This window comes from Streptomyces sp. NPDC059828 (genome assembly GCF_042731955.1).
Lineage (GTDB): Bacteria > Actinomycetota > Actinomycetes > Streptomycetales > Streptomycetaceae > Streptomyces.
Window position 1 is genome coordinate 32,248 of record NZ_JBHWIW010000043.1, and the last position, 25,249, is coordinate 57,496.

21 protein-coding genes and 1 pseudogene are annotated in these 25,249 nt (G+C 72.4%); 11 read left to right on the top strand and 11 right to left on the bottom strand.

Annotation, left to right across the window (positions count from 1 at the left end):
- Positions 1 to 9: 9 nt before the first annotated feature.
- Positions 10 to 1,224, bottom strand: coding sequence for a globin domain-containing protein (locus tag ACFV6V_RS23680; protein ID WP_385568323.1), 1,215 nt, complete (start codon positions 1,222 to 1,224; stop codon positions 10 to 12).
- Between the two features lie 73 nt (positions 1,225 to 1,297).
- Positions 1,298 to 1,741, bottom strand: coding sequence for an RrF2 family transcriptional regulator (locus ACFV6V_RS23685; RefSeq protein WP_385568326.1), 444 nt, complete (start codon positions 1,739 to 1,741; stop codon positions 1,298 to 1,300).
- A gap of 134 nt (positions 1,742 to 1,875) precedes the next feature.
- Here ACFV6V_RS23685 and ACFV6V_RS23690 point away from each other — a divergent pair, with 134 nt between their 5' ends.
- Complete coding sequence (locus ACFV6V_RS23690; protein WP_361282445.1) at positions 1,876 to 2,118, top strand: DUF6158 family protein; 243 nt, start codon at positions 1,876 to 1,878, stop codon at positions 2,116 to 2,118.
- Between the two features lie 325 nt (positions 2,119 to 2,443).
- Positions 2,444 to 3,085, top strand: a complete 642-nt coding sequence (locus ACFV6V_RS23695) for a cyclase (protein ID WP_385568330.1) — start codon at positions 2,444 to 2,446, stop codon at positions 3,083 to 3,085.
- 97 nt (positions 3,086 to 3,182) lie between these two features.
- Here the strand turns inward: ACFV6V_RS23695 and ACFV6V_RS23700 are convergent, their stop codons facing one another.
- Positions 3,183 to 3,353, bottom strand: a complete 171-nt coding sequence (locus tag ACFV6V_RS23700; protein ID WP_385568332.1) for a CsbD family protein — start codon at positions 3,351 to 3,353, stop codon at positions 3,183 to 3,185.
- 281 nt (positions 3,354 to 3,634) lie between these two features.
- On the opposite strand from ACFV6V_RS23700, the gene ACFV6V_RS23705 reads away from it, so the two are divergent.
- Both ACFV6V_RS23705 and ACFV6V_RS23710 read left to right on the top strand, forming a co-directional pair.
- Positions 3,635 to 4,366, top strand: coding sequence for a VOC family protein (locus ACFV6V_RS23705; protein WP_385568335.1), 732 nt, complete (start codon positions 3,635 to 3,637; stop codon positions 4,364 to 4,366).
- Positions 4,367 to 4,531: 165 nt separating this feature from the next.
- Positions 4,532 to 6,598: a SpoIIE family protein phosphatase gene (locus ACFV6V_RS23710; protein ID WP_385568338.1), complete on the top strand. Its 2,067-nt coding sequence runs from the start codon at positions 4,532 to 4,534 to the stop codon at positions 6,596 to 6,598.
- 128 nt (positions 6,599 to 6,726) lie between these two features.
- Here the strand turns inward: ACFV6V_RS23710 and ACFV6V_RS23715 are convergent, their stop codons facing one another.
- Positions 6,727 to 7,839 (bottom strand): glycosyltransferase, encoded by a 1,113-nt coding sequence (locus tag ACFV6V_RS23715; protein WP_385568341.1) that lies wholly within the window; start codon positions 7,837 to 7,839, stop codon positions 6,727 to 6,729.
- A 199-nt stretch (positions 7,840 to 8,038) separates the two neighbouring features.
- Between ACFV6V_RS23715 and ACFV6V_RS23720 the strand changes: the two genes are divergently transcribed.
- The 6 genes from ACFV6V_RS23720 (at position 8,039) to ACFV6V_RS23745 (ending at position 13,565) form a co-directional block, all read left to right on the top strand.
- Complete coding sequence (locus ACFV6V_RS23720) at positions 8,039 to 8,836, top strand: SDR family NAD(P)-dependent oxidoreductase (RefSeq protein WP_385568343.1); 798 nt, start codon at positions 8,039 to 8,041, stop codon at positions 8,834 to 8,836.
- 141 nt (positions 8,837 to 8,977) lie between these two features.
- Positions 8,978 to 9,766 carry a polysaccharide deacetylase family protein gene (locus tag ACFV6V_RS23725; RefSeq protein WP_385568346.1) on the top strand — a complete coding sequence of 263 codons (789 nt, stop codon included), beginning with the start codon at positions 8,978 to 8,980 and terminating at the stop codon, positions 9,764 to 9,766.
- Positions 9,763 to 10,527, top strand: a complete 765-nt coding sequence (locus tag ACFV6V_RS23730; RefSeq protein ID WP_385568348.1) for a YqjF family protein — start codon at positions 9,763 to 9,765, stop codon at positions 10,525 to 10,527. The genes ACFV6V_RS23725 and ACFV6V_RS23730 overlap by 4 nt, the downstream gene beginning before the upstream one ends.
- Positions 10,528 to 10,689: 162 nt before the next feature.
- On the top strand, positions 10,690 to 11,250 hold the full coding sequence (locus tag ACFV6V_RS23735; RefSeq protein ID WP_385568351.1) for a hypothetical protein: 561 nt from the start codon (positions 10,690 to 10,692) through the stop codon (positions 11,248 to 11,250).
- A 96-nt stretch (positions 11,251 to 11,346) separates the two neighbouring features.
- Positions 11,347 to 13,119, top strand: coding sequence for a protein kinase (locus ACFV6V_RS23740; RefSeq protein ID WP_385568353.1), 1,773 nt, complete (start codon positions 11,347 to 11,349; stop codon positions 13,117 to 13,119).
- A gap of 146 nt (positions 13,120 to 13,265) precedes the next feature.
- Positions 13,266 to 13,565: a hypothetical protein gene (locus tag ACFV6V_RS23745; RefSeq protein ID WP_385568356.1), complete on the top strand. Its 300-nt coding sequence runs from the start codon at positions 13,266 to 13,268 to the stop codon at positions 13,563 to 13,565.
- Between the two features lie 26 nt (positions 13,566 to 13,591).
- Here ACFV6V_RS23745 and ACFV6V_RS23750 read toward each other — a convergent pair whose 3' ends face one another.
- Genes ACFV6V_RS23750 through ACFV6V_RS23765 form a run of 4 tightly spaced genes read right to left on the bottom strand, consistent with a single transcriptional unit; the run spans position 13,592 to position 19,597 of the window.
- Entirely contained in the window at positions 13,592 to 14,800 is a 1,209-nt protein-coding gene (locus tag ACFV6V_RS23750; RefSeq protein ID WP_385568359.1) for a type III PLP-dependent enzyme, read from the bottom strand.
- Positions 14,797 to 16,608 (bottom strand): IucA/IucC family protein, encoded by a 1,812-nt coding sequence (locus tag ACFV6V_RS23755; RefSeq protein WP_385568361.1) that lies wholly within the window; start codon positions 16,606 to 16,608, stop codon positions 14,797 to 14,799. The genes ACFV6V_RS23750 and ACFV6V_RS23755 overlap by 4 nt, the downstream gene beginning before the upstream one ends.
- A 5-nt stretch (positions 16,609 to 16,613) precedes the next feature.
- Positions 16,614 to 18,377, bottom strand: a complete 1,764-nt coding sequence (locus ACFV6V_RS23760) for an IucA/IucC family protein (RefSeq protein WP_385568392.1) — start codon at positions 18,375 to 18,377, stop codon at positions 16,614 to 16,616.
- Between the two features lie 26 nt (positions 18,378 to 18,403).
- Complete coding sequence (locus ACFV6V_RS23765) at positions 18,404 to 19,597, bottom strand: acetyl-CoA carboxylase biotin carboxylase subunit family protein (RefSeq protein ID WP_385568364.1); 1,194 nt, start codon at positions 19,595 to 19,597, stop codon at positions 18,404 to 18,406.
- Between the two features lie 223 nt (positions 19,598 to 19,820).
- Between ACFV6V_RS23765 and ACFV6V_RS23770 the strand changes: the two genes are divergently transcribed.
- The gene (locus tag ACFV6V_RS23770; protein WP_385568367.1) at positions 19,821 to 20,687 is read left to right on the top strand and encodes a (2Fe-2S)-binding protein; all 867 of its coding nucleotides are present in this window, start codon (positions 19,821 to 19,823) and stop codon (positions 20,685 to 20,687) included.
- A 22-nt stretch (positions 20,688 to 20,709) separates the two neighbouring features.
- Here ACFV6V_RS23770 and ACFV6V_RS23775 read toward each other — a convergent pair whose 3' ends face one another.
- The 3 genes and pseudogenes from ACFV6V_RS23775 to ACFV6V_RS23785 all read right to left on the bottom strand — a co-directional run.
- Complete coding sequence (locus ACFV6V_RS23775) at positions 20,710 to 22,110, bottom strand: MFS transporter (RefSeq protein WP_385568370.1); 1,401 nt, start codon at positions 22,108 to 22,110, stop codon at positions 20,710 to 20,712.
- Entirely contained in the window at positions 22,107 to 22,724 is a 618-nt protein-coding gene (locus ACFV6V_RS23780) for a TetR/AcrR family transcriptional regulator (RefSeq protein ID WP_385568372.1), read from the bottom strand. Before ACFV6V_RS23780 ends, ACFV6V_RS23775 begins: the two co-directional genes overlap by 4 nt.
- 33 nt (positions 22,725 to 22,757) lie before the next feature.
- Positions 22,758 to 25,226 (bottom strand): annotated as a pseudogene (locus tag ACFV6V_RS23785) (SpoIIE family protein phosphatase); the annotation flags it as partial.
- Between the last annotated feature and the right edge of the window lie 23 nt (positions 25,227 to 25,249).

Below are 25,249 nucleotides of genomic sequence, written 5' to 3' on the forward strand. Positions count from 1 at the left end.
GCCGGGTCGTCAGTCCCGTCCGAGCCAGAGGTCGGGGCCGAACACCTCGTAGTGGACCGACTGGGCCGGGACGCCGCGCCGCAGCAGATCGCCGCGGAACGCGCGCATGAACGGCAGTGGCCCGCACATGTAGACGGTCACCCCGTCGGGCAGGTCCAGGGCGCCGGCATCGGCCCGGCCGGGCAGGGTCCCGGGCGGAAGGCCGGTGTGGCCGGAGTCCCCGGGGCTCTCGTACCAGAGCCGCAGCGTCGCACCGGGAAGGCGGCTCGCCAGCGCTCGTAGTTCGTCGCGGTGGGCGTGGTCGTCCGGGCTGCGGTCGGCGTGGACGACCGTCACCGTACGCGAGGAACCGGTACGGGCCAGCTCGTCCAGCATGGACAGCATCGGCGTGCAGCCGATTCCCGCGGAGGCGAGGAGCAGAGGGCCGTCCCCCGGGGGCAGGACCAGGTCGCCGAAGGGGGCGGAGACGGTGAGCGCGTCGCCCGGCCGTGCGTGTGCGTGCAGCCACGACGACACCTCGCCCTCCGGGTCGTTGCCGTCTGCCACCCGCTTGACGGTGATCCGCCAGTGCGCCCGGCCGGGTGCCGACGAGAGGCTGTACTGGCGGATCTGCCGTGCGCCGTCGGGGAGTTGGACCTGCACGCTGACGTACTGGCCCGGCTGGAACGGTGCGAGGGGGCCGCCGTCGGCGGGGTGCAGCGCCAGTGAGACGGCGTCGGATGCCTCTGTCCGGCGCTCGGCGACCACCATCTGACGCCAGACCTCGCCCTCGGCCATGCCGGCCTCACGGTAGAGGCGGGCCTCGATGGCGATGAGGGCGTTGGCCATCAGCCAGTACACCTCGTCCCAGGCCTCGGCCACCTCCGGCGTGACGGTGTCCTCGCCGAGCACCTCGACTATCGCGGCGAAGAGATGGCGGTGGACGAGCTTGTACTGCTCCGAGGTGACGCCCAGCGAGGCGTGCTTGTGGGCGATCCTCAGCAGGAGGGCGTCCGGCCGGTCATCGGGCCGTTCGAGCAGCATGCCGGCGAAACCGGCGATCGACCCGGCGAGCGCCTGCCGCTGCGCCCCGCTGGCCTGGTTTCCCCGGTTGAACAGATCGTTGAGCAGGGCGGGGTGCTCCTCGAAGAGCCTGCGGTAGAAAGCCTCGGCCACCTCGCCGATGGCAGCGCCGACGACCGGCAGGGTGGCGCGGATGACCGGGGCGGATCTCGCGGACAGCATGGCACTCCTAATTGGTAGATGATCTTCGTATTTGAAGAGTGGAAACGGGTCCCGGTGGCGAGGGGGAGTGGGGTCAGATCCGGGTGCGTCCCACCAGGGCGACCAGTACCGGGCCGGTGGGTGGGCTCACCAGGTCGGCGACGCTGAGAGGGTCGAGCGTGGCGTAGAAGGCCTCCTGGGCGTCCCGCAGTGCGTGGCGGAGCCGGCACGCACTGCGGAGCGGGCAGGGCGGATCACCCTCGCAGGCGACGACCTCGTCCTCGCCCTCCAGCTCGCGCACCAGCCGCCCGACCGATGTCTGCCGCCCCGCCTCGGTGAGTGCCAGCCCGCCGCCGCGTCCGCGTCGTGCCTCCACCACGCCGAGGTGCTGGAGTCGCGCGATGGCCTTGGCCATGTGGGTGTAGGGCACGTCCACGGCGTCCGCCACCTCGCGGGTGGTGAGCGGCTCGCCGGTGTGACGGACCGCGAGGCGCATCACGGCGCGGAGCGCCAGGTCGGTGAACTTCGTGAGCCGCATGGCTGGACGGTAGCAAATAAGCATTTGATATTCCTATTAAAGGATCGTGAGGGCGGTGTGAGCTCGGTCTCGCCCCGCTCGTGGGTCGCGGGGTGGGCGGGTCCGCCGTACACAGGAATCAGGAGGTGCGCGTCATGAACGAGCAGAGTCGCGGGGTGGCACCCCGGCAGCTGGAGGAAGCCCAGCTGCTCAAGGAGCTGGAGGCGGTCCACCGCACACGCCATGAAACCTTGCTGCACGGATCCGACGATGCTCTGGCGACCCACACGGTGCGGATGAAGGAGCTGGAGGGCGAGTATCTGCGCCGGCATCCTGACCGCGCCCCGGTGGCGGGCCGTACGCGGGCGGGCGCGCGGGCCCGCGACGACTGGAAGTGAGCTGTCAGACCCGTGCCGGGGGTCGTGGCCGGCCGTGACCGGGTGCACGGGCCGGGGTGTGGCTGTCGGGGTGAGTCGCGGGGATGCCAGGAAATTGCGCCGGAGATCCTAAGAAATCGCACAGGAACGGAGCCCTGGACTTCGGAAGCCCTGCGTGGTGACATGCATACGTCAAGCAATGCTCGCTCACTCGTTGGGCTGCCCCCGGACGGACGCCTCAGCAGCCCGGTACGCACCGCCCGTTTCGCCCGAGCATTCCCCGCGCCGTGCCCCGCCGCACGGTATCCCCGCACCTCACCTCATGACTCCATCAGGAGGATGAACGATGAGACCTGCCCCCACGCTCAAGCGCTTACCGGTGGCCCTGGCCGCCGGCGCGGCGCTCGTCGGCATCGCCGTGGCTCCCGCCTCCGCCGCAACAACGCCGTTGGCCTTCGCCTGCCAGGCGACCCCGCCCATCGGAGGTGCGCAGACCTTCGAGGTCGCGAGCGGCGTCGACGCCACCGCTCCGGCCTCGATCGCGGCCGGCAGCGCATTCCGGGTGTCGCTGGCACCCACGACCATGACCGTCCCCGGCTCCGTCAGCGGTTACACGGTCAAGAACATCAACAACATCAAACTGAGCATGCCGGTGCCCGCCAACTCCACCCTCACGGGACAGTCCCTCTCCGGCGGATCCGGTCTCGGCTCGGGCACGCCGAGCGTCGCCGTCAGCGGTGGCACCGTCACCATGACCGTGCCGGGACCGATCAACGGCGGTGCCACCTTCACCCTGCCCACGGTCAACCTGGACCTGACGGCCGGGGCGGCGGGCACCAGCATCACGACCCAGCTCGCCGGCACCAGCTACTCGAGCCCGGGTCTCACCTTCACCGCGAAGGTGCCGGTGATCTTCGTGACCGTCAACGTGCCGACGTCCTGCTATCCGGCACCGAACCCGGTGCTGAGCACCACGACCGTCAGCTGACCGAACACCGCACGAAGCCGGTGGGGTGCCGTCCACGGCACCCCACCGGCCCCATCGCCCGTGCTGCGACCGGGTCAAGTGCTCCAGCGCGGAGCCCTCAGTGCCCGGTCCTCTTGCGGATGCGGTCGGCCGCCTTCTCCGCCATCTCCTGCGCCTTGCCGAGCAACTGGTCGCTGCGGCCCTCCCGCTCCATGGAACGGCGGCCCATCGTCTTGCCGAGGCTTTCCTTGACCTTGCCCTTGATCTGCTTCGTCTTCCCCTTGTGCATGGGATCGCCGTCCTCTCGGGCTCTGAAGGGTCGGTCCGACGGGACCCAGCCCAGTTCACCGTGCGCCAGGGCGGTGGCAGCCGCAACCGGCGGCGGTTCGTGAGCCCTCCGGGTACCCGCGGGTGGTACAGCGGAAACGCCGTGTTTCCCGCCCGCCTCTCCGGCACGGGAGCGAGTAGCGTGATTTGGTTGCAGTCACGCAGTGTGCGGCGAAATGGGGTTGGCAAGTCGTGTCGACGTCAAGTCATGCGGTGTTCGGCGCTCCGTGCTGGGTCAGCCTCATGGCCCGCGACCTGCATGCCGCGCAGCACTTCTACGGCGCCGTGCTCGGCTGGGAGTTCCGGCCCACCCGGCTGGGAGAGGAGTTCTCCGTCGCGTTCTCCGGCGGAGCACCGGTCGCCGGAATCGGCGCCCTCGCCCGAAGTCTCGCGGTCGCCGTCGAATGGGTCCCTTACTTCGCCGTCGACGACGCGGATGCGACCGCCGCCCGCATCAGGGAGCGCAGTGCCACCGTCGCCGTGGGCCCGATCAGCTTCGGCACCGGCCGGGCCGCCCTCGCCGCGGACCGTGACGGTGCCGTCTTCGGCTTCTGGCAGGGCAGGGTCATCCCCGACTGGAGCGTGGGACAGGGCCGCGCCCCCGCCTGGCTGGAGCTGCGTACCCGGGACGCCTTCGAGGCGGCCATCTTCTACGCCGAGGTCTTCGACTGGGGCTGCGAACGTCCCGGCTGCGTCCAGGTGTCCTACGAGGACGAGCACGTCGTGCTGCGCCACGGGGCGGACAAGGTCGCACGGCTCACCGGCGGCGCGGTCGAGGCGGCCCCGGACCCGCGGATCCGGCCGCGCTGGCACGTGTACTTCTACGTGCCCGACATCGGCACCGCCATCAGTGCGGCGACCCGCCTCGGGGGCGGCGCCGTCACGGAGCCCGAGACGGACGACGCCGGTGACCGCGTCATGCTCCGGGACCCGGACGGCGGGATCTTCACGGTCGTCACGCGCCTCCCGGGATAGTCACCTTCCGTAGTGAACCGCTCGACTGGTTTCGTTTGCCCTCGTTTGCCCATGCGAGCGCCTTGGATAAGGTGATCTAGGGAGATCCCGAGACAGCACGAGAAGACCGCCGGGGACCACGCGGCACCCACACCGTGCCCGCTGCCCTCGGAGTGAGGCCGTTGCGTGGCCACAGACGAGCGCGCGAAGAACGTGCCGGACCAGCCCCCCACGGCGGTCGGGTACGCGGGTGTGCTCCGTGATCTCCTCCCGGTGGCCCTCTGGAAGACCGACACGGAGGGCGTCCTCATCGAGTGGTCGCTCGCCGCCCAGGACCTGCTCGGCTACGCCCCGGAACAGCTGCTGGGCCGGAACGGGATCCCGATCCTGGTGCCGGAGGCGAACTGGGAGCTCGCCGGACAGCTGAACGAGAAGGTCATCGCGGGCGACACGATCATCGGAGCGCTCCCCGTACGCCACCGGGACGGGCACATCGTGCCCATGGAGATGTGGATCTGTCCCTCCTCCGCCCCGGGAGGGGGCACGGGCATCCTGGTCGTCGCCGTGGAGACCTCGGCCGTACTGAGGATGCGGGACGCGCTGGCGGCGATGGAGGGACTCTTCACCCAGTCGCCCATCGGGCTGGCCATGCTGGGGCCCGATCTGCGCTACGTACGGGTCAACGACGCGCTCGCGCGGATGAACGGCGTCCCCTCCGCCGAGCACCTCGGCAAACGGCCTTCCGATGTGGCTCCGGGCGCGGTGACCCGGGCTCTCGAACGGGTGATGCGGCAGGCACTCGCCAGCGGTGTGCCCGTGGTCGACGTGCGCGGCACGGGCCGCACCCGCGCCGACCCCGACCACGACCGCACCTGGTCCTGCTCCTGCGCACCGCTGCTCGACACCAACGGCCAGGGACTCGGGCTGATCGCCTCCCTGATCGACATCACCGAGGGGCAGCGGGCCCAGGCCGAGGCAGAACGGGCCCGCCGGTACTTCGCGCTGCTGGCCGAGGCGGGCACACGCGTCGGGACCACACTGGACCTGCGACAGACCGCCGAGGAAGTGGTGCGGCTGCTGGTGCCGCAGGTGTCCGACTCCGCTGACGTGCAGCTGTTCGAGGAGGTCATCGACCCCGAGGAGGCCGCCTCCTCCAGCCACGGTGTGCTCCGCAGGGTCGCCGTCACCTTCCCCGATCCCGAAGCCCCCACGGCGAAACTGGTCGTCGGCATGACCTTCCAGGTCCCCGCCGGCTCGGTGTACGAACAGGCCATCGCCGAGGGACGCCCGATGAACCTCTACGAGTCGGACCTCCCGACCCTGATGTCCGGTCCGCACGGCGACCGGCTGCGCACCTACTTCGCGGGCCGGATGTGCTGCGCGCGACTGGTCCCGCTGGTCGCACGCGGCAAGGTGCTCGGGGCGGTCATACTCACCCGGACACGCGACCGCGAGCCGTTCGACGACCAGGACCGCGTGCTCATCGACGAACTCGTCGCCCGGGCGGCGCTGAGCATCGACAACGCCCGTATGTACACCGCCCAGCGGGCCGCGTCGCTCGCCCTGCGGCGCAGCCTCGCACACAGTTCACTGCCCCGGGTGGCCGGCCTGGAACTCACCGGCCGCTACCTGCCCGCGAGCGACCACGCCGTGGGCGGCGACTGGTTCGACGCCATCGCCCTGCCCGACGGCAGCACCGGCCTGGTCATCGGCGATGTCATGGGCCACGGCGTCCACGCGGCGGCGGTGATGGGTCAACTGCGCACGGCGGTACGCACACTGGCCCGCCACGGCGTCCCTCCGGACCGCATCCTGTGCTCGCTGGACGCGGCCGTGGCCGAACTCGGCGAGAACGAGATGGCGACCTGCGTCTACGCCGTCCACGACCCGGCCACGGAGACCTGCGTGATCGCCAGGGCCGGACATCCGCCGCCCGCGATCGTCGATCCCCGGGGGGCGGTCACCTTCCTCAACGGCCCGCCGGGCCTCCCGCTGGGCACCTGCGGTCCGGGCTTCCAGACCGAGCGGGTCGAGCTCCCGCCCGGAAGCCTGCTGGTGCTGTACACGGACGGCCTGATCGAGACCCGCGACCGGGACATCGACCAGGGCATGCGCGAGCTCGCCGGTGCGCTGCGGGAGCTCGACCGCCCGCTGGACGAGATCAGCGACCGGATCCTCGACCAACTGCTGACCTCCGAGGTCCAGGACGACGTGGCCGTGCTTCTCGCCCGGTCCCTGCCGTACACGCCCTGAGGGGTCCCCGTGATCCCTGGTGGATCAGCGTGCGGCGACAACAACGCAGCGTGGGTGTACCGCCCGGCGAAGCCGGGGAGCCTGCCGCAGCCGGCGTCGTGCCCCCGCTGGGGATCACGGGACAGCCCTCAGTGGCGCCCGGCACCGAACAGGGCGTCCGCGATGAGAACCGCCGCGTCTGCGCCGAACACGGCCGATCCCCGGGCCACTTGCCGGTCGCGGTCGGCACCGGACCGGGCGAGCAGTCCGGCCGCGGCCGCCAGTCCGGCCGCGTCCCGGGCATGGAGCGACAGGCCCGCGGCCGCCATCCGCCGGACACCTTCGGCGCCATGGCCGGGAATGGGGCGGTAGCCGACCACCGGAAGGCCCGCGGCCAGAGCCTGCACCGCCGTCTGCCCCGCCGCGTTGTCGACCAGCACCCGGGCCGACGCCATCAGAGGCGCCATGTCCGGCACCCAGCCCAGGGCCAGCACACCCGGAAGCCCGGACGCACGCCGCAGCAGCCCGCGGTCACGGCCGCAGAGGAGCACCGGCAGCAGGCCGTGGTGCGCCAGCGAGCGGACCGTGCCGGTGAGCGCCGAACCCGCACCCCACGCCCCCGCGGACACCAGAACCGGCGGACGGCCCGCGCCACGCCTCGCGAAGACCGAACCCCAGACGCAGCCGGGCGGTGCGGACCCGGCAGCAGCGCAGAACTCCGGTGCCACGACGGGACCGGAGACCGCCGCCCGCCGCCCGGTCGCGGCGCGGGCCGCCGCCGCGACCTCGCCGGTGACGCAGACATAGAGGTCGTTCCCCGGGTGCAGCCAGCCGCGGTGCGCTGCGAAGTCGGTGATGTACACGGCGGCCGGTACGGACAGGGCCCCACGGCCACGCAGCCGGCCGGTGATCTGACCGGCCAGATGGAAGGTGGCCACCACCGCGTCCGGGCGCCACCGGCCGACCAGTGCCATCAGCGCCCGCTCGGCGGTCACGGCGAGCGGTGTGCTGCTGGGCGCGGTGCCGCGCGCGGGGGACAGGAACAGCGCGTAGATCCCCGAGTACAGCCAAGGGGCATGACGGACCATCACCCGATAGGAGCTGCGCAGGGCGCGCCCCGTCCCCGGGGGCAGCAGCGTCAGCACGTCCCTGACGAGCACGTCGGCACCCTGTGTACGCAACCGTCGTGCCAGCTCCCCGGCCACGGCGTCGTGACCGGCGCCCATGCTCGCGCTGAGCACCAGGAACCGCCGTCTCGCCATGACCCTCCCGGGTGTGCAGGGAATGTCCTCCCGTCGCGGCGCCAACGGCACCAGAGGCTGAATGCCGTGCGTGACCGGTGGTGAATCGGCCCGTTCGGGTGGCTCGGTGGGTGCGCCGCCCCCGGTGGGCGGGCTGTTCGCGGTCCCAGCACGGAAGCTGGCAGAGGCCGGTGAGTCGAGGAGATCCGGAGGACCGACGATGCTCGAGACAGCGCCCGGCTCGTCCCCGCGCACCACCGGACGCTGCGCGGGGCGCCCCGTCGCGCTCATCACCGGAGCGTCATCGGGCATCGGCGAGGCGACCGCGGAACTGCTCGGTGCCGAGGACCGGTGGCTGCTGCTGCTCAACGGCCGCGACGAGGCCCGCCTGGCCCGCGTCGCGCGCCGTACCGGTGGCATCGCACTGCCCGGCGACCTCTCCACCGCCTCCGGCCACGAACGCCTGATCCACGAGGCGCTGGAGCGCGCGGGCCGGGTCGACGCACTGGTCGCGGGGGCGGGCATCGGCTGGTCCGGCCCCCTGGCGAGTATGCCGGCCGAGGCCGTCGACCGGCTGCTCACGGTCAATCTGACCGCTGCTGTGCACCTGGTGCGTCTGGTGCTGCCCCAGATGCTCGACCGGGGTTCGGGACGGATCGTGCTCATCGGATCCATGGCCGGCTCTGTGGGGGTCGCCAACGAGGCGGTCTACGCGGCGACCAAGGGAGGGCTCCAGAGCTTCGCGGACAGCCTGCGATACGAGCTCGCGGGCACCCGCGTCAAGGTGTGCCTGGTGTCACCGGGCGCCGTGGACACTCCGTTCTTCGCCCACAGAGGAGCCCCGTACCACCGCGAGCGGCCCCGCCCCGTGTCCGCCGAGCGCGTCGCGAGAGCCGTCCGGCGTGCCCTCGTGCGGGGCCGTGAGGAGGCCTTCGTGCCGGGCTGGCTCGGGCTGCCGGCCCGGCTGCACGGGGCCGCACCCGGGGTCTTCAGGTCACTCGCCAAACGAGCCGGCTGAGCCGGGGCCGCCGATGACCACGCCCGCGGTCGCGCCGACGCCGCTCGCGGTGCTGGGGAACGCGGGGCGGAACGCGTCCGTGCTCCGGCGCCGGGCCGCAGCCCGGGCGCGCAACACGCCCCACGAGAGGGAGGCGTCACGATGAGACCGGTACACCTGCCGCGGCCCCCGGCCCGCTCCGTGGCCGCCCTCGCCGCGCTGGCGGTGGCGGGATGGCACATCGCTCCGGCCGCGACCTGGCTCCCACAGGTACGCGCCGCGCTCGGAGCACGACCCGGGGTCGGGCTCGACGGCCGAGGACACCCCGGCCGGGTGGCCCTGACCTTCGACGACGGACCTGACCCCACCACCACCCCGTACTTCCTGCTCGCCCTCGAGCAGCTCTCGGTGCGCGCCACCTTCTTCGTCCTGGGCGAGCGGCTGGCACGGCATCCCGGCCTCGGGCTGCGGATCGTCGCCGAAGGACATGAACTGGCGGTCCACGGCTGGCGGCACGACAAACCCTGGACGCCGCGCCCCGGTCGCGACGCCCGGGATGTGCTGCGCGCCGCCACACTGGTCCACCGCGTCTCGGGTACCTACCCCCGGTGGTACCGGCCGCCCTACGGGATCCTCACCGGTGGGCGGCTCGCCGCCGCCCGGCGGGCTGGTCTCTCGACCGTTCTCTGGTCCGGCTGGGGGCGCGACTGGACGGCCCGGGCCACCCCCGACAGCGTGTTCACCGAAGCCACCCGGGGGTTGCGGGGCGGAGCGACCCTGCTGCTGCACGACACCGACGCCTGCGGCGCCCCGGGCTGCTGGCGTGCGGCGCTGGGCGCACTCCCCGCCCTGGTCGCGGTGTGCCGGGCGCGCGGTCTGGCGGTTGGCCGGCTCGCGGACCACGGGCGGCCGACGGCACCGGACGGGGACGCTGGCACACTGGCCCGGTGACGCTCACCCCCCGCGCCCCGGAAGCCATCACCCCGGACCCGCCCGGCGACACCGCCCGGCCGCTGCTCACCCAGTCATGGCTCGACCTCGCCTTCCTCCACTGGGCGGCCGACCCGGACGAGGTGGCGGGGCTGCTGCCCGCGGGGACCGTGCCCGACACCCTGAACGGCACCACCTACGTCGGGCTCGTCGCCTTCCGCATGCACCGTGTGGGGTGGTTCCGGCTCCCCGGCATCCCCTATCTCGGGACCTTCCCGGAGACCAACGTCCGCCTCTACTCGGTCGACGAACACGGCCGCCGAGGCGTGGTCTTCCGCTCGCTCGACGCCTCCCGGCTGATCCCGGTGGCGGTGGCCCGCGCAGCGTTCCGGCTGCCGTACCTGTGGTCCCGGATGTCCATCGAGCGCGACGGCGACACCCTCACATACACCAGTGCGCGGCGCTGGCCCGGCCCGCGCGGGGCGCACAGCCGGATCGCGATACAAGTCGGGGAGCGCGTCGACGAGCCCAACGAGCTTGAGCACTTCCTCACCGCACGCTGGGGCATGCACAACGCCTTCTTCGACCGGCCGGTGTACCTGCCGAACACCCACCCCCGCTGGCCACTGCACCGCGCCGAACTGCTCGCCTGTGACGAGGAGCTGATACGGGCGGCGGGCCTGACGGCGCCGACCGCCGCACCGGCGAGCGTGCTGTACTCCCCGGGAGTGCCGGTCCGCTTCGGCCGCCCGGCCCGGCCCGCCGGAATCCCCACTCCTTGAGGCCTGCCCGCGGTGGGGCGTCCGCCCCTGCCGCATCCGCTCGGCTACGGTGAGCGACCGGAAGGTGTGCGTCGGCACGGCGGAGCCCGCCGCGGAAGGGTGCACGAGTATGACCCCGATCCTGGCCCGTGCCCGAGCCGGTCTGTCCGGGCTCGCGCCGTCATGACGGAGCCCGAGCCCACGTCCGGGCCCGGTCCCGCATCCGCCCCGACGGGCAGTACGGCGGCCACGGCCGCCCGGGCCGGTGACACCGCCGCCGCACGGCTCAAGGAGCGGATCTACGCGACCCTCACCCTGACCGCCGTCGTGGTGGCGCTCGCCGAGACGGCGGTGCCCGACCACCTCGAGGCCGCGCTCACCGTGGCCGTGACGGCGCTCGGGGTCTGGCTGGCCACCGTGGTCGCCGACGAACAGGCGCACCGTGCCGTGACAAAGCGCGGCGCCAGCCGCCTCGAACTGCGCACCACGCTCTATGTGTCTGCGCCCCTGCTGCTCACCGCCGTCGGTCCGCTGGTGCTGATCGGAGCCTCCGCGCTCGGCGTACTGAGTCTGGTGCCCGCCTTGCTGATCAGTGCCTGCGTGGAGGTCGGCACCCTGTTCTTCTGGGGCTGGCGCACCGGTCTGAGGATGGGCAACGGGCCGCTGAACGCGATGGTCTCCGGGCTCATCGACATGGGGATCGGTGTGGCGGTCATCGCCGTGAAGCTCCTCGCGGGCCACTGAGCCGTTCAGGTTGCGGTGACGGCCACGGGGCACGACTCCCCTCCGGGCCGGGTCCGCTGTGCGAGTGCCGGCGACTTCCTCGTAAGCTGACGTGCCATGGACAACAGGGGGAGTGGCAGACGGCTCGTCGACGGCCGGTTCGAGCTGCTCGGCAGGCTGGGCAGCGGCGGCATGGGCAATGTGTGGCGGGCCCGCGACGTCGTGCTGCACCGTGAAGTCGCGCTGAAGGAAGTACGCCCTCCGGACGCCGCGCTCCATGACACGGATCCCGCCCGGGCGCGCATGCTCAGCGAGCGTGTGCTGCGTGAGGCCCAGGCGCTCGCCCGGCTCACGCATCCGCATGTGGTCACGATCTACCACATCGTCGACCACCCGGAGGGCGGCACGGCCGGCTCCGACCACGCCTACCCGTGGATCGTGATGGAGCTGGTCCGCGGCGAGTCGCTGCACGAACGCCTTGCCCGGGGCCCGTTGAGCTTCCCCGAGGCGCTGCGGGTCGGTCAGGGCGTGCTGTCCGCCCTGCGGGCCGCCCACGCCGAGGGCATCCAGCACCGGGACGTGAAACCCGCGAACGTGCTGCTGCGTCCCGACGGCAGTCCCGTGCTGACGGACTTCGGCATCGCCGCCCTGCACGAGTCGACCAGCCTGACGGCCACGGGAGATCTCATCGGATCCCCCGAGTACATCGCCCCCGAGCGCATCCGTGGCGAGGAGGGCAATCCCGCGTCCGACCTGTGGTCGCTCGGCATGCTGCTCTACGTCGCCCTCGAGGGCGGCCACCCGCTACGCCGCGAAAGCAGCCTCTCCACGCTTGCCGCCGTCCTTGACGAGCCGATTCCCGCGCCGGTGCGCTCCGGGCCGTTCGCTCCCGTGCTGAGCGCCCTCCTGGTACGGGACACCACGGCCCGTCCGGACGCGGAGGCGCTGGAACGGATGCTCGCCGAGGCCGGACGCGACGCCCAGAACGCCGCGGCCGCGCCGCACCCGATGGCGACGACGTCGTATCCGCTGCCGGCGCCGTCGGCCACTCCGTCCCCGGTGGCGCCTGCCGTGGCGCCGCCCTACGGCGCTCCGCCCGCGAACCCCTACGCGACGCCGCCCGCGCACACCCCGGCCGCCGGGAACCCGTACCTGACGCCGTCCCTGGGCACCGCCGCGATGGACCCGTTCGGTCCTCCGCCCGCCGTCAGGCGCCCGGGCAGGCGCTGGAAGGCACCGGTGACCGCGCTCGGCGCCGCCGCGGCCGTGACCGTCGTGTCGATGATCGCGCTCAAGATCGCGCCGTTCGACGACGGCAAGTCTCAGGGCCGCACCCAGCAGCCCGGTGCCTCCTCGTCCGCGGCCACGGACACCGGCGACAGCACCGCGGGGAGCAGCGGCGACAAGGCATCCGAGGTGGCGCTGCCGCCGTCCAAGGAGACCAAGAACCTGCTCACCCCGGACGCGGTGCGCACCGTGATCAAGGCGCTGAAGGCCAAGACCCACACCACCAAGTTCATCGAGCTCACCGTGTACGAGGAGTACGCGATCGCCGAGATCCCCGTCTCCGGCAGCAAGAAGAAGTACGACAGATACGAGTACCGCAACGGCTACGCGTCGAAGCAGGGCCCGGGCGGCACGATCGGCTTCGGGGACACCGGGCCCGTCGACGTCAGCAAGGTCAAGTGGGACCGGCTGCCCGCGCTGCTCCAGAAGGCCGACAAGGAACTGGGCATCGAGAAGGCGACGATGCGCTACGTCATCGTCCGCGGTCCCGTCTTCGAAAGCGTGCCCACGGTCAACATCTATCTGTCGGACGAGTACTACGCGTCCGGCTACCTCGCTGCCGACTTCGACGGAGCCGTGGTGCGGACCGTCAAGGCAGACTGAGCCGACGGGGACCCGGCCCGGCGGGCCGGGTCGTCGCGCGGTACCGCTGCGCGACGGCGTGAATTGCGGCCTGCGGTCTGCCGGGGCACCCTGGTCCAGGGACCGTCGGCTGCCCGGTCGCCGGTCGTCGAGGAAGGGGTGCCGCGATGTTCGCGAGACTGAGCACCTATCAAGGATCACCCGTTCCCGAGGACGGTGACCTGTCGGCGACGTCGGAAGCCGTCGTCAAGCAGGTCCAGGACGCGCACGGGTTCGTGGGCGTCTACTACTTCGTCGACCGGTCATCGGGGAAAGCGGTGTCGCTGACCCTGTGGGAAGACGAACAGGCGATGCACGACAGCGAGCAGCGGGCCGGCCGGATCCGTGAGGAGACCGCGCGCAGGGAAGGACAGCGCATCCTCTCCGTCGAACGCTACGAGGTGGGGTTCAGCCACTTCAACCGCTGACCGGGGCCCCGGCATCCTCGGCACCGTCAGCCGCCGTCCAGGAAATGGAATCCGGGCCGGGGATGCATCAGGAAGTCGTGGTGGGAGATGTTCCAGGCGTACGCACCCGCGAGCGCGAACACCACACGGTCCCCGGTGCGCAGACCGGAATCCGGTACCGGTACCCGCCGTGCCAGCACGTCCTTGGGCGTGCAGAGCTGACCGGCCACGGTGATCCGGTCCAGCCGCGCGGCGGCCCGTGGCCAGGGATGGGGCCAGTCGCTCACCGGCAGCACCGCGCACGGCTGGTCGTGGCCCTTCGTCGCCGGGGTGCGCAGATGGTGGGTGCCGCCGCGCACCACCGCGAACTCCTCACCGTGGCTGCTCTTCACCTCCAGCACCTCGGTGGCGTACCAGCCGCAGTAGGCGGTCAGGGCACGGCCGGGCTCGATCCGCAACCGCAGACCGGGGTGCGCGGCGCTGAGCCGGGCCAGCCCCGCACCATACGCCGCCCAGTCGAACCGGGCCCGCGGATGGGCGTAGTCCACCGCCATCCCACCACCGACATTCACCTCGCGCAGGGCGATGCCATGGCGCCCGGCGAGGCGTACCGCCCAGGTGACGACGGACTCGGCGACGGCGAGCTGCGCCGTTGCGCCGAGACCGCTGGCGAGATGGGCGTGTATCCCGCACAGCTCCAGGTGCGGATACTCGCCTCCGGACAGCGCACGGACCAGCTCGTCCGCCTCGGACGGGTCGATGCCGAACGGGGTCGGCCGACCGCCCATGGAGAGCGCGCTTCCCCGCAGCGCGTCCTCGGCGAGGGGCAGGTTGAAGCGCAGCAGTACGCCGACCCGCCGCCCGGGTCCCGCCGTCCCCTCGGCGAGGTGGGCCAGCATCCGCAGTTCCCTGGCGCTTTCGACATGGAAGCGCGCCACGCCGGCCGCCAGCGCGTCCGCGAGCTCCTCAGGGCTCTTCCCCGGCCCGCCGAAGGCGAGCGGCAGGTCCGGAACGGCCTTGGCGACATGGGCCAGTTCACCGCCCGAGGCGACCTCGATACCGTCCAGGTACGGGGTGAGCGCGCCGAGTATCTCCGGCTCGGGATTGGCCTTGGCGGCGTAGTACAGCTCGACCCGGTCCGGCAGCGCGGCCCTGACGGCAGCCGCGTGCTCCCGCAGAGCCGCCAGGTCGTAGAGATAGGCGGGGAGTTCGCCGGACGTCAGCGAAAGAGCCCGCTTGTACACGGCGGTGGTCAACGGGTGCTCCGGATGTCGTCGGCGGCGATCGCTCCGGACAGCACGTCCTCGGCGAGTGGGGAGGGCAGGCGGACGTAGCCTGCCTCACGGTCCGCTCTGCGGGCCCAGCGGGTCAGCAGATTGGCCTTGGCGGGCAGCGGTCCGCCCGCGAGGAGCGCGGCCAGCCGTGGCGGGCAGCCGTGGCGGTCGGCATAGCCGCGCAGCGTCCCCTGCACCTGGAGCCACAGCGCGACCTCCGCACCGGGGTGCAGATCGGCGATGGCGGCAAGCAGCTCCGCGATGTGGTTCACCATCAGGCAGTAGACCACCCGGTCCCAGCCGCGGTCGGCGTCATAGGTCAGCGGGCCCGCCACCGCCGGATCCAGGGAGGCGAGCGACCGCGCGTGATGCTCGGGCAGCAGCTTGGTGCCCTCCAGATCACGGAACAGTATCTGTGCGGGTCTGCCGTCCCGGTCGACACCGACGACGACGTTCTGCAGGTGGGGTTCGAGCACCACACCGTGGTCGAAGTACGCGGCCAGCACGGGTGGGACGAGCAGCTCCAGATAGGCGCGCCACCAGGACAGGGCCGCAGCGGGGCCGGCGTCGGCGAGCAGCCTGGAGACATGTCCGGGTCCGGTGGGGTACTCGTCGGCGACCGCGGCCGCCAGCAGCGGGGTGACCCCGGGGCGCAGCCGGCCGTCGAGCCCTTCCCGCACGATCACGCCGAAGCCCTCCAGCAGGGCGAGCACGGGTCTGCCGTCCGCGCCGGGGAGGGCGAGACTGCGGTAGCCGGGCTCGCGCAGCAGCCCGCTGTCCGGGAAGCGCGCGGCCAGGTCGTCGAGCGCGGGACCGAGCAGCCGGGTAAGGGCGACCGCCCCGTCGAGCTCGTAACGGGCGTTCTTGCGCAGGCAGTTGGTGATGCGGATGTTCAGGCTGAACTTCAGGAACGCCTGTCCGTCATAGACGGTGCGGACGGAGGCCGTGGCCGTGAACGGTGTGCGCCCCGGCCCGAGGTCGAGTACGTCACCTCGCTCCAGAGCCTCGCGCAGGGCCGGATGGTCCCGCAGCAGGGCGTACTGCCAGGGATGTGCGGGGAGCAGCCGGTAACCGTCGGGTGCCGTTCCCAGCCGGTCGAGCCCGCCCAGCGGGTCGCCTGCGACGGCGTCCTCGACGAGCAGCTCCTCACGCACGGCGAGCAGGCGCAGCGGGAAGGATGCGGCCGCCTCCGGAGCGTACGCCGCCCACACGGTGGGATCGCCGCCCCGGGCCTTGGGCGTCGGGTGGAAGCGGTGGCCCAGGGCCAGTGACTGCTCGGAGGCGAGATAGGCGGCGAGCGGCTGAGCGCTCGTGAGCGGACGCCTGGCCGCGACGGCGGCCAGGGCTGCGGACACCCCCTGGTGGCTCGACACGACCTGGGCGAGGAACTCGTCGTTGCCGCTGCCCGTCCGCAGCGTCAGCTCCGCGTGGATGTGCTCGGCGAGCCGGGGCCAGTCGGTTCGGGTCCAGCCACCGTCGCTCCGGCTCTCGTTCTGACCCTCGTTCCGCTCGGTGACCGGTCCGGTGAAGCGGTGCGCCCCCAGCAACGAGGTGCGACGCAGTGCGACCCGCAGCAGCACTCCACGGCGCGGCAGCCGTACCAGCAGACTGCCGTCGATGACGGCGGTCTGGTGCTCGGGTCCGGACACTTCGCGCAGCAGGCAGTTGAGCAGGGTGTGGGCCACGGCCTCATCGGAGGTGGGCAGCCCGGCCGGTCCGCGCCGGTGCCCCGGGTGGTGCGGAGCACGTCGGGACGGAGGGATGGGGGCGGAGGAGCGCGCGGGCGTCATCGGGGTCACACTCCCCGCAGCAGGTAGTTGGGGCCGGTGGTGTAGTGCTTGTTGATGTCGGAAGCTCCCGATCGTTGCTTGGTGAGCAGAGTGCCCGCGGTGACCATCGCCTTGACGGGCAACCTCGCTGCGTCCAGGACATGTTCGCGCAGTACGGCGCCAGCCTCACCCGGCCGGGTGCCAAGCCGTTCCGCCGCCTCGGCGAGCCGGGTGCGTATGAGTCCCAGCAGTGTGTCCAGCGGGGCACGGCCGAGCCGGGCGAGCTCGAAGGCGTAGGCAGCCGCGCACAGATGGACGGTGATGGTGGTGAACAGCTCGACCACCGGCCGGTCGCTGTCGCCGACGATCCGGGCATCGTCGAACGCCGATGGGTCCGGAGCCTGTTCTCCGAGCGCCCTGCCGAGCCGCACACGGTTGATGCGCGGGCCGTCGTTGTCCTTGAACAGCAGCCTGATCCGGGGGCGTCCGGCCCGTTGGTCGAGTGCCAGCGACACGTTCTGCTGATGGGATTCCAGGGCGATCCCGTAGCCGAGGAGCGTGGTTGCCCAGTCGATGAGCAGCGCCAGCGCGGCGTCCAGCAGCGCGAGCGGGTCACCGCCGTAGAAGCGCCCGGCGAGGTGGTCGAGCACCGTTCGGCCGCCGGGCGCCGGGCTCAGCAGCGCGGCCAGCGGTACGACGACCGCGCCGTCGAGACCGGTCGGCCAGCGGCGCACCAGCACGGCGAGGAGCTCATGGCCCGCATGGGCGAAGCTGCTCTCGTCGGCGTGCAGCACGCTGTCCTGGAAGCGCGGCTCACGGGCGATGACCGACTGGAGCAGGCGCTGGACCGCGGCGCCGTCGGTGAGGGTGCCCGGCTTGATGGTGCGCCGGTTGAGTCGGCCCAGGGACGAGGTCGCCAGCGGGAGTTTGAGATGCACCCCGGGCTCGTCGGCGAGTGCCACGGTGCGCATGGACAGAGTGGGCACCACGTCCAGGCGCGGCTGCCCGGCGAGCACGGCCCGCCCGTCGAGGCCTGCGGCGCGCAGGGCGTCCCTGAGGGGGCCATCGGCCGTCAGCGGATGGACCGGGAGCGTGAGATGTCCGGTGTCCGCGAGCCCGGTCAGGCCGAGAGACGAGGGTGTGGGGAAGGGCAGCCACCCCCGGACGGTGACCAGATCGCGGGGCAGAGCGAGCCAGCGCAGGGCGAACCGGGGGTGGAACTCAGGGGCGTACGACATGAGCGCCCCGGAACTCAGCCCGGACCTGCCACGACCGGTCGGGTAGACGGGGTGGTCACGCCGGGCGGCGAGGGTGTCATGGGCGAGAGCGCCGTCGAGCCCCGTCCAGCGCGCCGGGTCGGCGCCGTGGCGCGCCGCCAGCGTCTCGAACACCTGATCCCGCGAACGGGAGTGCAGACGCACGGTGATGAGTGTCTGCCGGCACTCATCCGCGAAGACGTCGAAGCCGGGGCGGTCCTCATCGGGCGCGAGAGCCCGCAGCGCTGCCAGGATGTCATCGCAGGTCGACAGGACCGTCCCGGTGGACTCCCGGCACAGGGCCGGTTGCCGTGCCGCCCAGTCGCACTGGAACCCGTCGCCCTCCACCGGCAGCAGCAGCGCGTCAGGACCGGGGGTCTCGAGGCGCAGCCAGGTGCCGTCCGGACGGTCGACCGCCGTGCTGCGGCTGCGCAGGCCCAGCACGTCCTCGCGCAGCAGGGCGCTCAGGACGCGCAGGACCAGTTCGTCCTCGATGTGCTGCTCTGCGCGCTGTTCCGTCTGCTGTTCCGCCATGGCGGGGTCGCCGGAAGCCGGGATGGTCACGGCGTGATCTCCCAGCGCCGTGCGGACAGGAACGCGGTCACGGCCCGGTCCACCCGCTCCCGGTCGGGTCCGGTGGCCCGGACGACTCCCAGGAAGTCGCGGTTGGTGCCATGGAGTTCATGCCGCTCTCCGACCTCCCGGAGCGGCCGGTACGTCAGCCTGACGCCGCCGTCGTGCACATCCGTGGCGGCGGGAGCCGCCACCAGCGTGCCCGCACGGTCCGCACACGGGTAGTCGAGCCGGGCGGCGCCGTCCGTGCGCGCGCCCAGGTCATCGGGCAGCGGCTCGCCGAGATGCGTCCGCAGGATGTGCTCGAAGATCGGGATGTCCAGCAGCTCGGCGAGGAGCAGATCGCACTGGTCGCCGACGGCGCGGTAGTTGACCTCCACGATGCGCGCCCGCCCCTCGTGCACGACGAACTCCGTGTGGCAGGCACCGAAACCGACACCGAGCGCGTCGAGCTGGGCGAGCACCTGGTCGCGTATCGGCCGCGGGTGCTCGGGGACGTACGTCATCCGCTCCTCGATGAAGTACGGCGGCTTGGACACCTTGGTGTGGAACCCGCCCAGCACATGACGGACCCGGCCGTCGCCCAGCGTCTCCAGGGTGTACAGCTCGCCCGGCAGGAACTCCTCGACGACCAGCGCGGCGCCCGGTCGCCGGGCCTGGATCTCCCGGCAGCGCCGCACCAGCTCCGCCCGATCCCCGACGAGTACGACGTCTTCGCTGGCCACGCCCTCGCGGGGCTTCACCACACACGGGTACGGCAGTCCGGGCACGGCGAACGCCCCGTCCGGGTCCTGCCCCGCGGAAAGCTCGGCCGAGCGGACGGTGTCCACACCCCGGACGGCGAGGTGGCGCCGCATCTCAGCCTTGTCCTTGGTGCGCAGTGCCGCCCGCCAGTCCTTGCCGGGCAGGCCGAAGTAGTCCGCTGCCAGCGCTGCCGGCGTCTGGAGGTGGTCGCTGTTGGTGAAGACCGCGTCCGGTGGCCCCTGTGCGGAGATCCGGCTGATCACCGCACGGAAGTCGCGCACCTCACAGTCCAGCACCTCGAGGTCCGGGTGGCGTGCGCGGTGCGCCGCGGGCTGGTCGGTGAGCACGGTGACATCGATGCCGAGCCGGTCGGCGGCGGGGAGGAAACCCTCGGTGACCGAGTCGGTCGGGTTCAGCGCCAGCAGGTACACGCGCATGAGGGACCACTTCCGTGCGAGAAGATGCGTGGTCCCGGGCTGGGACCGGGACATGAGCCGAGAGCCTAAGTTAGGTACACCTAACTCTGTCAATTCGCCGCGACACGGGCCCGGTTGGCGCGAAGGGATCTTCGTATGGTTAAGGTGAGCCTTGCCTTACCTCGCGGTGCGCTCCGTACGCGCCGCGTATCTGATGTGTTCGTCGTTCTCCTGAGGAGCCTCCGTGACCCTGGCCCCGGCATACCCGTCGGCCGGATCCGCCGTGAGCTCCTCCGCGCTGCTGGCGTCCCGCTACCGGGAACTCGGCGCGTCCTGCCCCGCGTGGCAGGCGGAGGTCCTGCCGCCCGGCCCGCCGGCCCGTCAGGGATGGGCCGACGGCATGGAGCTGGCCACGCGTCAGGGGTGCCTCGACACCTACCTCGAATCCGAGGCCCTGGGCATCCGGCGGCAGTACGACCACATCGCGCGCGCCGATGTGGTCGCGTCCCGCGCGCTGCACGGCTACCTGTGGTCCGTCTCGCTGCTCATGAGCGGACCGTGGTACCTCGACCGCCGGGTGCCCTGGCTCCGTCCGGCCGATGTCCGGGTCAGCCTGACCGCGGGGGACCTCGCCGTCGTACCCGGGGGATTCACCTGTCTGCCCGAGGACCCCGCCGCGGGGCTGCCCGGAGTACGCGTACTGCCGCACGAGGAGGCCCTGCGGGGAGAACTGCGCGCGTCGGTGGCCGACCTCGTGCGGCCCCTCTTGGCGGCGATGGGTCCCCGGCTGCGCAGGGGACCCCGTGCGTTGTGGGGCATGGTCGGCGATGATCTCGTCTCGGGGATCTGGTACCTCGGGCGGGTGCTCGGGCGGGAGGAGCACGCGGTGCGCGCGGCGGGCGAACTGCTGCCCGGACCTCTGCCGCCGTTCCCCGGTGGTGCGGACTTCCGCCGCCTGGCCGGGCGCGACGGCCGGTCGTATCCGACCCGCACCCGGCTGGGCTGCTGCCTGTACTACACGATCCGCCCGGCCGAAGCGTGCGGCACGTGTCCGCGCGTCTGCGACGCCGAACGGCTGCGCAGACTCGAGCCGTCGCCCGCCATGGACTGACGCCGCACGGCGAGCGCGGCCCTCACGCTGCGTCAGCGGGGACGGGGGAGGGTTCGGGCTTCGCGCTCTTCTCCGTGGAGTCGCGCGGGAGTCCGGTGGCGATCAGTGCCCCCGCCGCGGCCACCGCGGCCAGCGCGACAAGCGCGAACGCCATCGCCGACGGGCCATGCCCCAGCAGCGCGGTGGCCGCGGCGATGCCCAGTGCCGGGCCGACGTTCATCACCGTCTGCTGGAGTCCGCCCGCCACTCCGGCGTGCCGGGCGGGCGCCCGGCGCACGATGACGGCCGTCGCGGTGACCATCACCGTGCCGAAGCCCGCGCCCAGCAGCAGGAACGCGCCGCCGACCGCCAGGGACCCGGATGCCGCGCCGAGTCGCGAAAGGGCGAGGACGCCGAGAGCGAGCAGCGACATCGCCGTGACGGCGGTCCGCCGCGGGCCCCAACGGCGTTGCAGCCAGACGGCCAGCGGGGCGCTCAGCAGCATGGCGGCGGGGCCCGGCAGTCCGGCCAGGCTGCACCGGAGCGCATCCATGCCGAGGACGTCCTGAAGCAGATAGGTGCCCACGAAGACAGCTCCGAACATCGCCGCCGAAGCGGCCAGCAGGACGGCGAGTGACGAGGCGACCGTCGCCGTGCCGATCACGTCCGCGGGTATCAGCGGGCTCACGGTGCGCCGTTCATGCCGGAGGAACACGCCCGCGCTCACCGCCGCCACGACAGCCGCGGCCGTGGTCGCAGGAGTCCAGCCGGTCCGGGGGAGGTCCGCGAGCGTGTGGACGAGGCACACGAGTGCCAGCGCGAGCAGACCGGCGCCGGGCAGATCGAGCCCCGTGGTCCGTTCCCGCCGCGCGGGGGTCCGCGGTACGGAGAGGCGGGCGCCGAGTGCGAGCGCGCCGATCAGCAGCGCGGGTACGACATTGACGAAGAACACGGCCCGCCAACCCAGTAGCGTGGTGAGGGCTCCGCCGATGACCGGACCGGCCGCGGCTGCCGCGGCGATGGCGCCGGTGCGCAGCGCGATCGGTGAGGCCAGCGCGTCCGGCGGATACGCGGACCGCAGCATCCCGAGGGTCGCGGGCTGGAGCAGGGCGCCGCAGATCCCCTGGGCGACCCGCAGCCCGATCACCCAGCGGATGTCGGGGGCGATGCAGATCCCCGCCGAAGTCGCGCCGAACCCGATGGTCCCCAGGGCGAACACCAGACGGTGGCCGTAGCGGTCGCCGAGCCGCCCCGCGAAGACGAGCAGGCTCGCCACGGCGATGAGATAGCCCGTACTGGTCCACTGCACCTGCTGGAACGAGGCATCCAGGTCTCGCTGCATGGAGGGCTGGGCGACGGTCAGCACGGTGCCGTCCAGGGCGACGATCGCGGCTCCGGCGATGCTGCACGCCAGCGTGGCCGTTCGCCGGGGGCTGCGGCTCATCGGCGCACCGGCCCGAGATGGGCGTCGAGCGCGGCCTGGAGCAGGGGTTCGATGTCGTCGAGGCCCGCCGCGAGGGGAAGGCTGCCCCACAGCCACAGCTGGGCGATGCCATGCAGATTCGCCCAGAGTGCCGCGGCCACCACCGCCGACGGCGCCGGGTCCGTGCCCGTGGCGGAATCGGTGGACGGGTTCCGGCGCGCCCGGGTGACGAGGTCGGCGAGCAGGGCGAAGAGCGGCAGCGAGGTCTCCCGCAGGCCGAGCTGATTGCTCTCCAGCAGATCGTGACGGAACATCAGCTCGAACATGCCGCGACGGGTGAGCGCGAAGTCCAGATAGGCGCGGGACAGCGCGGCCAGCTGCTCCCGGGGGCCCCCGGGAGCCGTTGTCGTCGCCATCGTCCGCTCGGCCCTGTCCGCGAGCTCGGCGAAGCCGCGCCGGGCGATCGCGGACAGCAGCTCGAGGTGGGTGGGGAAATAGCGCCGCGGGGCACCGTGCGACACCCCTGCCTGACGGGCGATCTCGCGCAGGGACAGGGCCTGAGCCCCCTCCGTGTTCACCAGTTCGACGCCGGCATCGATCAGACGGGCTCGCAGTCCCGTGTCCTGTTCGCTCATAGACAGTGTCTACCAAAAGGGCGTAGACACTGTCTACTCCGGGGGTCCCGGCAGCTGCTCCCGAGGCGCCAGCGGGATCTCGGCCCACACCTGCTTTCCACCGCTGAGCGGCACCGAGCCCCACGACGCCGAACTCGCCTCCACGATCAGCAGCCCGCGGCCGCCGGTTGCCTCCCAGTCCACCGCGGCCGGCTTGACGGGGCTGCGGGGCGAGGCGTCGTTCACGGCGATCCGCAGCCGGTCTGCGGAGAGCGTCAGCTCCAGCCGTACCTCGCCCTGGGTGTGGGCGATCGCGTTGGTCACCAGCTCCGAGACGACCAGCAGAGCCGCGTCGAGCTCCTCCACCACGCCCCACTGGCGCATGGTGCGCGCCGTGTAGCGCCGGGCGTGCAGGACCGCGTTGGGCAGGCGCCAGACCGTCCAGTGCGTCCGCATGGGCCGCAAGCGGGTGCCGTCGTAGCGCAGCAGCAGCACGGCCACGTCGTCATCGCGCCGGTTGGCGCTGACCAGCAGCTCGTCGGCCACCCGTCCCGGCTCCGACGGATCGGCCGCCTCGAGCACATCGCACACCCGCCGCATGCCGTCCTCGACATGGAGTGTCGAGGATTCGACCAGGCCGTCCGTCAGCAGGATCAGCAGGGTGCCGGGAGCCAGACCGGCTTCGTTGAGGGGAAACTCCTCGTCCGCCAGTACGCCCAGCGGGGGGCCTCCGTCGATGGCCATCACCTCGGTGCCGCCGTCGGGATAGCGGATGACCGGTGGCAGATGACCGGCCCGCACCAGCCGGGCGATGCCCTCCTCCATGTCCAGGTCGACATAGAGACAGGTGGCGAACAGATCGGTCTCCATGCCCACGAGCAGCCGGTTGGCGCGGGCGACGACCACATCGGGAGGATGGCCCTCGACCGCGTAGGCCCGGACGGCGGTGCGCATCTGGCCCATGATGGTGGCGGCCCCGGCACTGTGGCCCTGGACGTCCCCGATCACCAGCGCCACGTGGCCGTCGCGCAGCGGGATCACGTCGTACCAGTCGCCGCCCACCTCCAGACCGGCGGTCGCGGGCAGATAGCGGGCCACGGCCTCCCCGCCCGGCAGCTCGGGCAGCTTCCGGGGCAGCAGACTGCGCTGGAGCATCGTGGCGAGCTCGTGCCCGGCGTCCAGCGCATGGGCCCGCATCAGGGCCTGCCCGGCCAGACCGGCCGTGGCGGTCAGCAGCGAGCGCTCCTCGGGCCCGAAGCGGTGCGGTTCGTTCCACCCGACCAGGCACACCCCGACCATGCGTCCGTCGGACGGCAGCGGTAGCACCGCCAGACCACCCGGGCCGATCCCGCCGAGCCCGGGTTCGAGGTCCGCGCCCGGCGGCCACAGACTCACATGGCCCTCGCGTAGCGCGCTCTGGAGCGTGGGAAGTGCGTGGACCGGGGCGTCGGGCCACTCGGAGCGCCACTCGGACCGCCAGAGGTCGGGCCAGGCGTCGGGCTCCGGAGGGTCGAGCAGGGTGACCACGAGCCGGTCGGACTCCAGCTCGGCCAGCGCCACCCGGCTGGCTCGCAGCGGGTCCCGCAGCGAGTCCACCACGAGCTGGCTGACGTCCTTGATGGTCCGGGCCCGGGCCAGGGTGGCCGAGAGCCGCTGCACGATGGACACGTCATCGGCGCTGGGGCGCAGATAGGCCGCGTCGGCGACCACGCCGAGCACCCGCACCGGGGTGCCTTCGGCGTCCACGTCGACCCGGCAGCGCAGCCCCAGCCAGCGCAGCTCGCCGCCCGGGCGGCGGATACGGAACGCCAGCTGCTGGGCGGTGGCGGACAGCCGGTCGGGCTCCACGACGGCCATCAGGGCGGGGATGTCGTCCGGGACCGCGCAGGCCAGCAGGGTCTCCACCCGTCCGTCGAAATGGTCGGGTGCGATGCCGAGCAGGTCCAGGACGTGCTCGTGCGCCTCCATGCGACCGGTGGCCAGCTCCAGGATGAACGCCCCGCCCCGCAGCGGCACCAGGCTCTGACCCAACTGGGGCCGGGGCGCCGTGCGTCCGGGGGCATGGGCGGCGACCGACTCGAGTGACGCGGCGACCTGGTCCGCGTAGAGCTCCAGCAGTGCGCGGCGGTCGGGGCTGAAGCCGTCGGGTACCTCTCCGGCCACCACCAGGCAGCCGAGCTCCTTGGCGCCGCGTCCGAGCGGCACGGCCCCGAGGGAGACCCTGGCGGCGGAGGTGCCCACGGTGTTCCGCATGATCCGCCCGGGGAAGTGGTGGGGATCGCTCTCGATGTAGGCGGCGAGTTCCTTGGGGCTGAGCCAGAGGGAGCTGCCGGCGCGGAAGGCGTCGGCCGCGGGGGAGTGGCCTTCCACCGCGAGGATCGCGGGGAGCCCGTACAGCACGCTGCGGTCACCGGTCATCTCGGCCAGATGGAGCTCCCGGCCGCCTTCGGCGAGCACGTAGACAGCCGCCAGCTCAGCCCCGCAGAACGCAAAGCTTTGCCTGGTCACTGTCTGTAGCTCCTGCCTGGGCGGGCAGCCACCGCCGA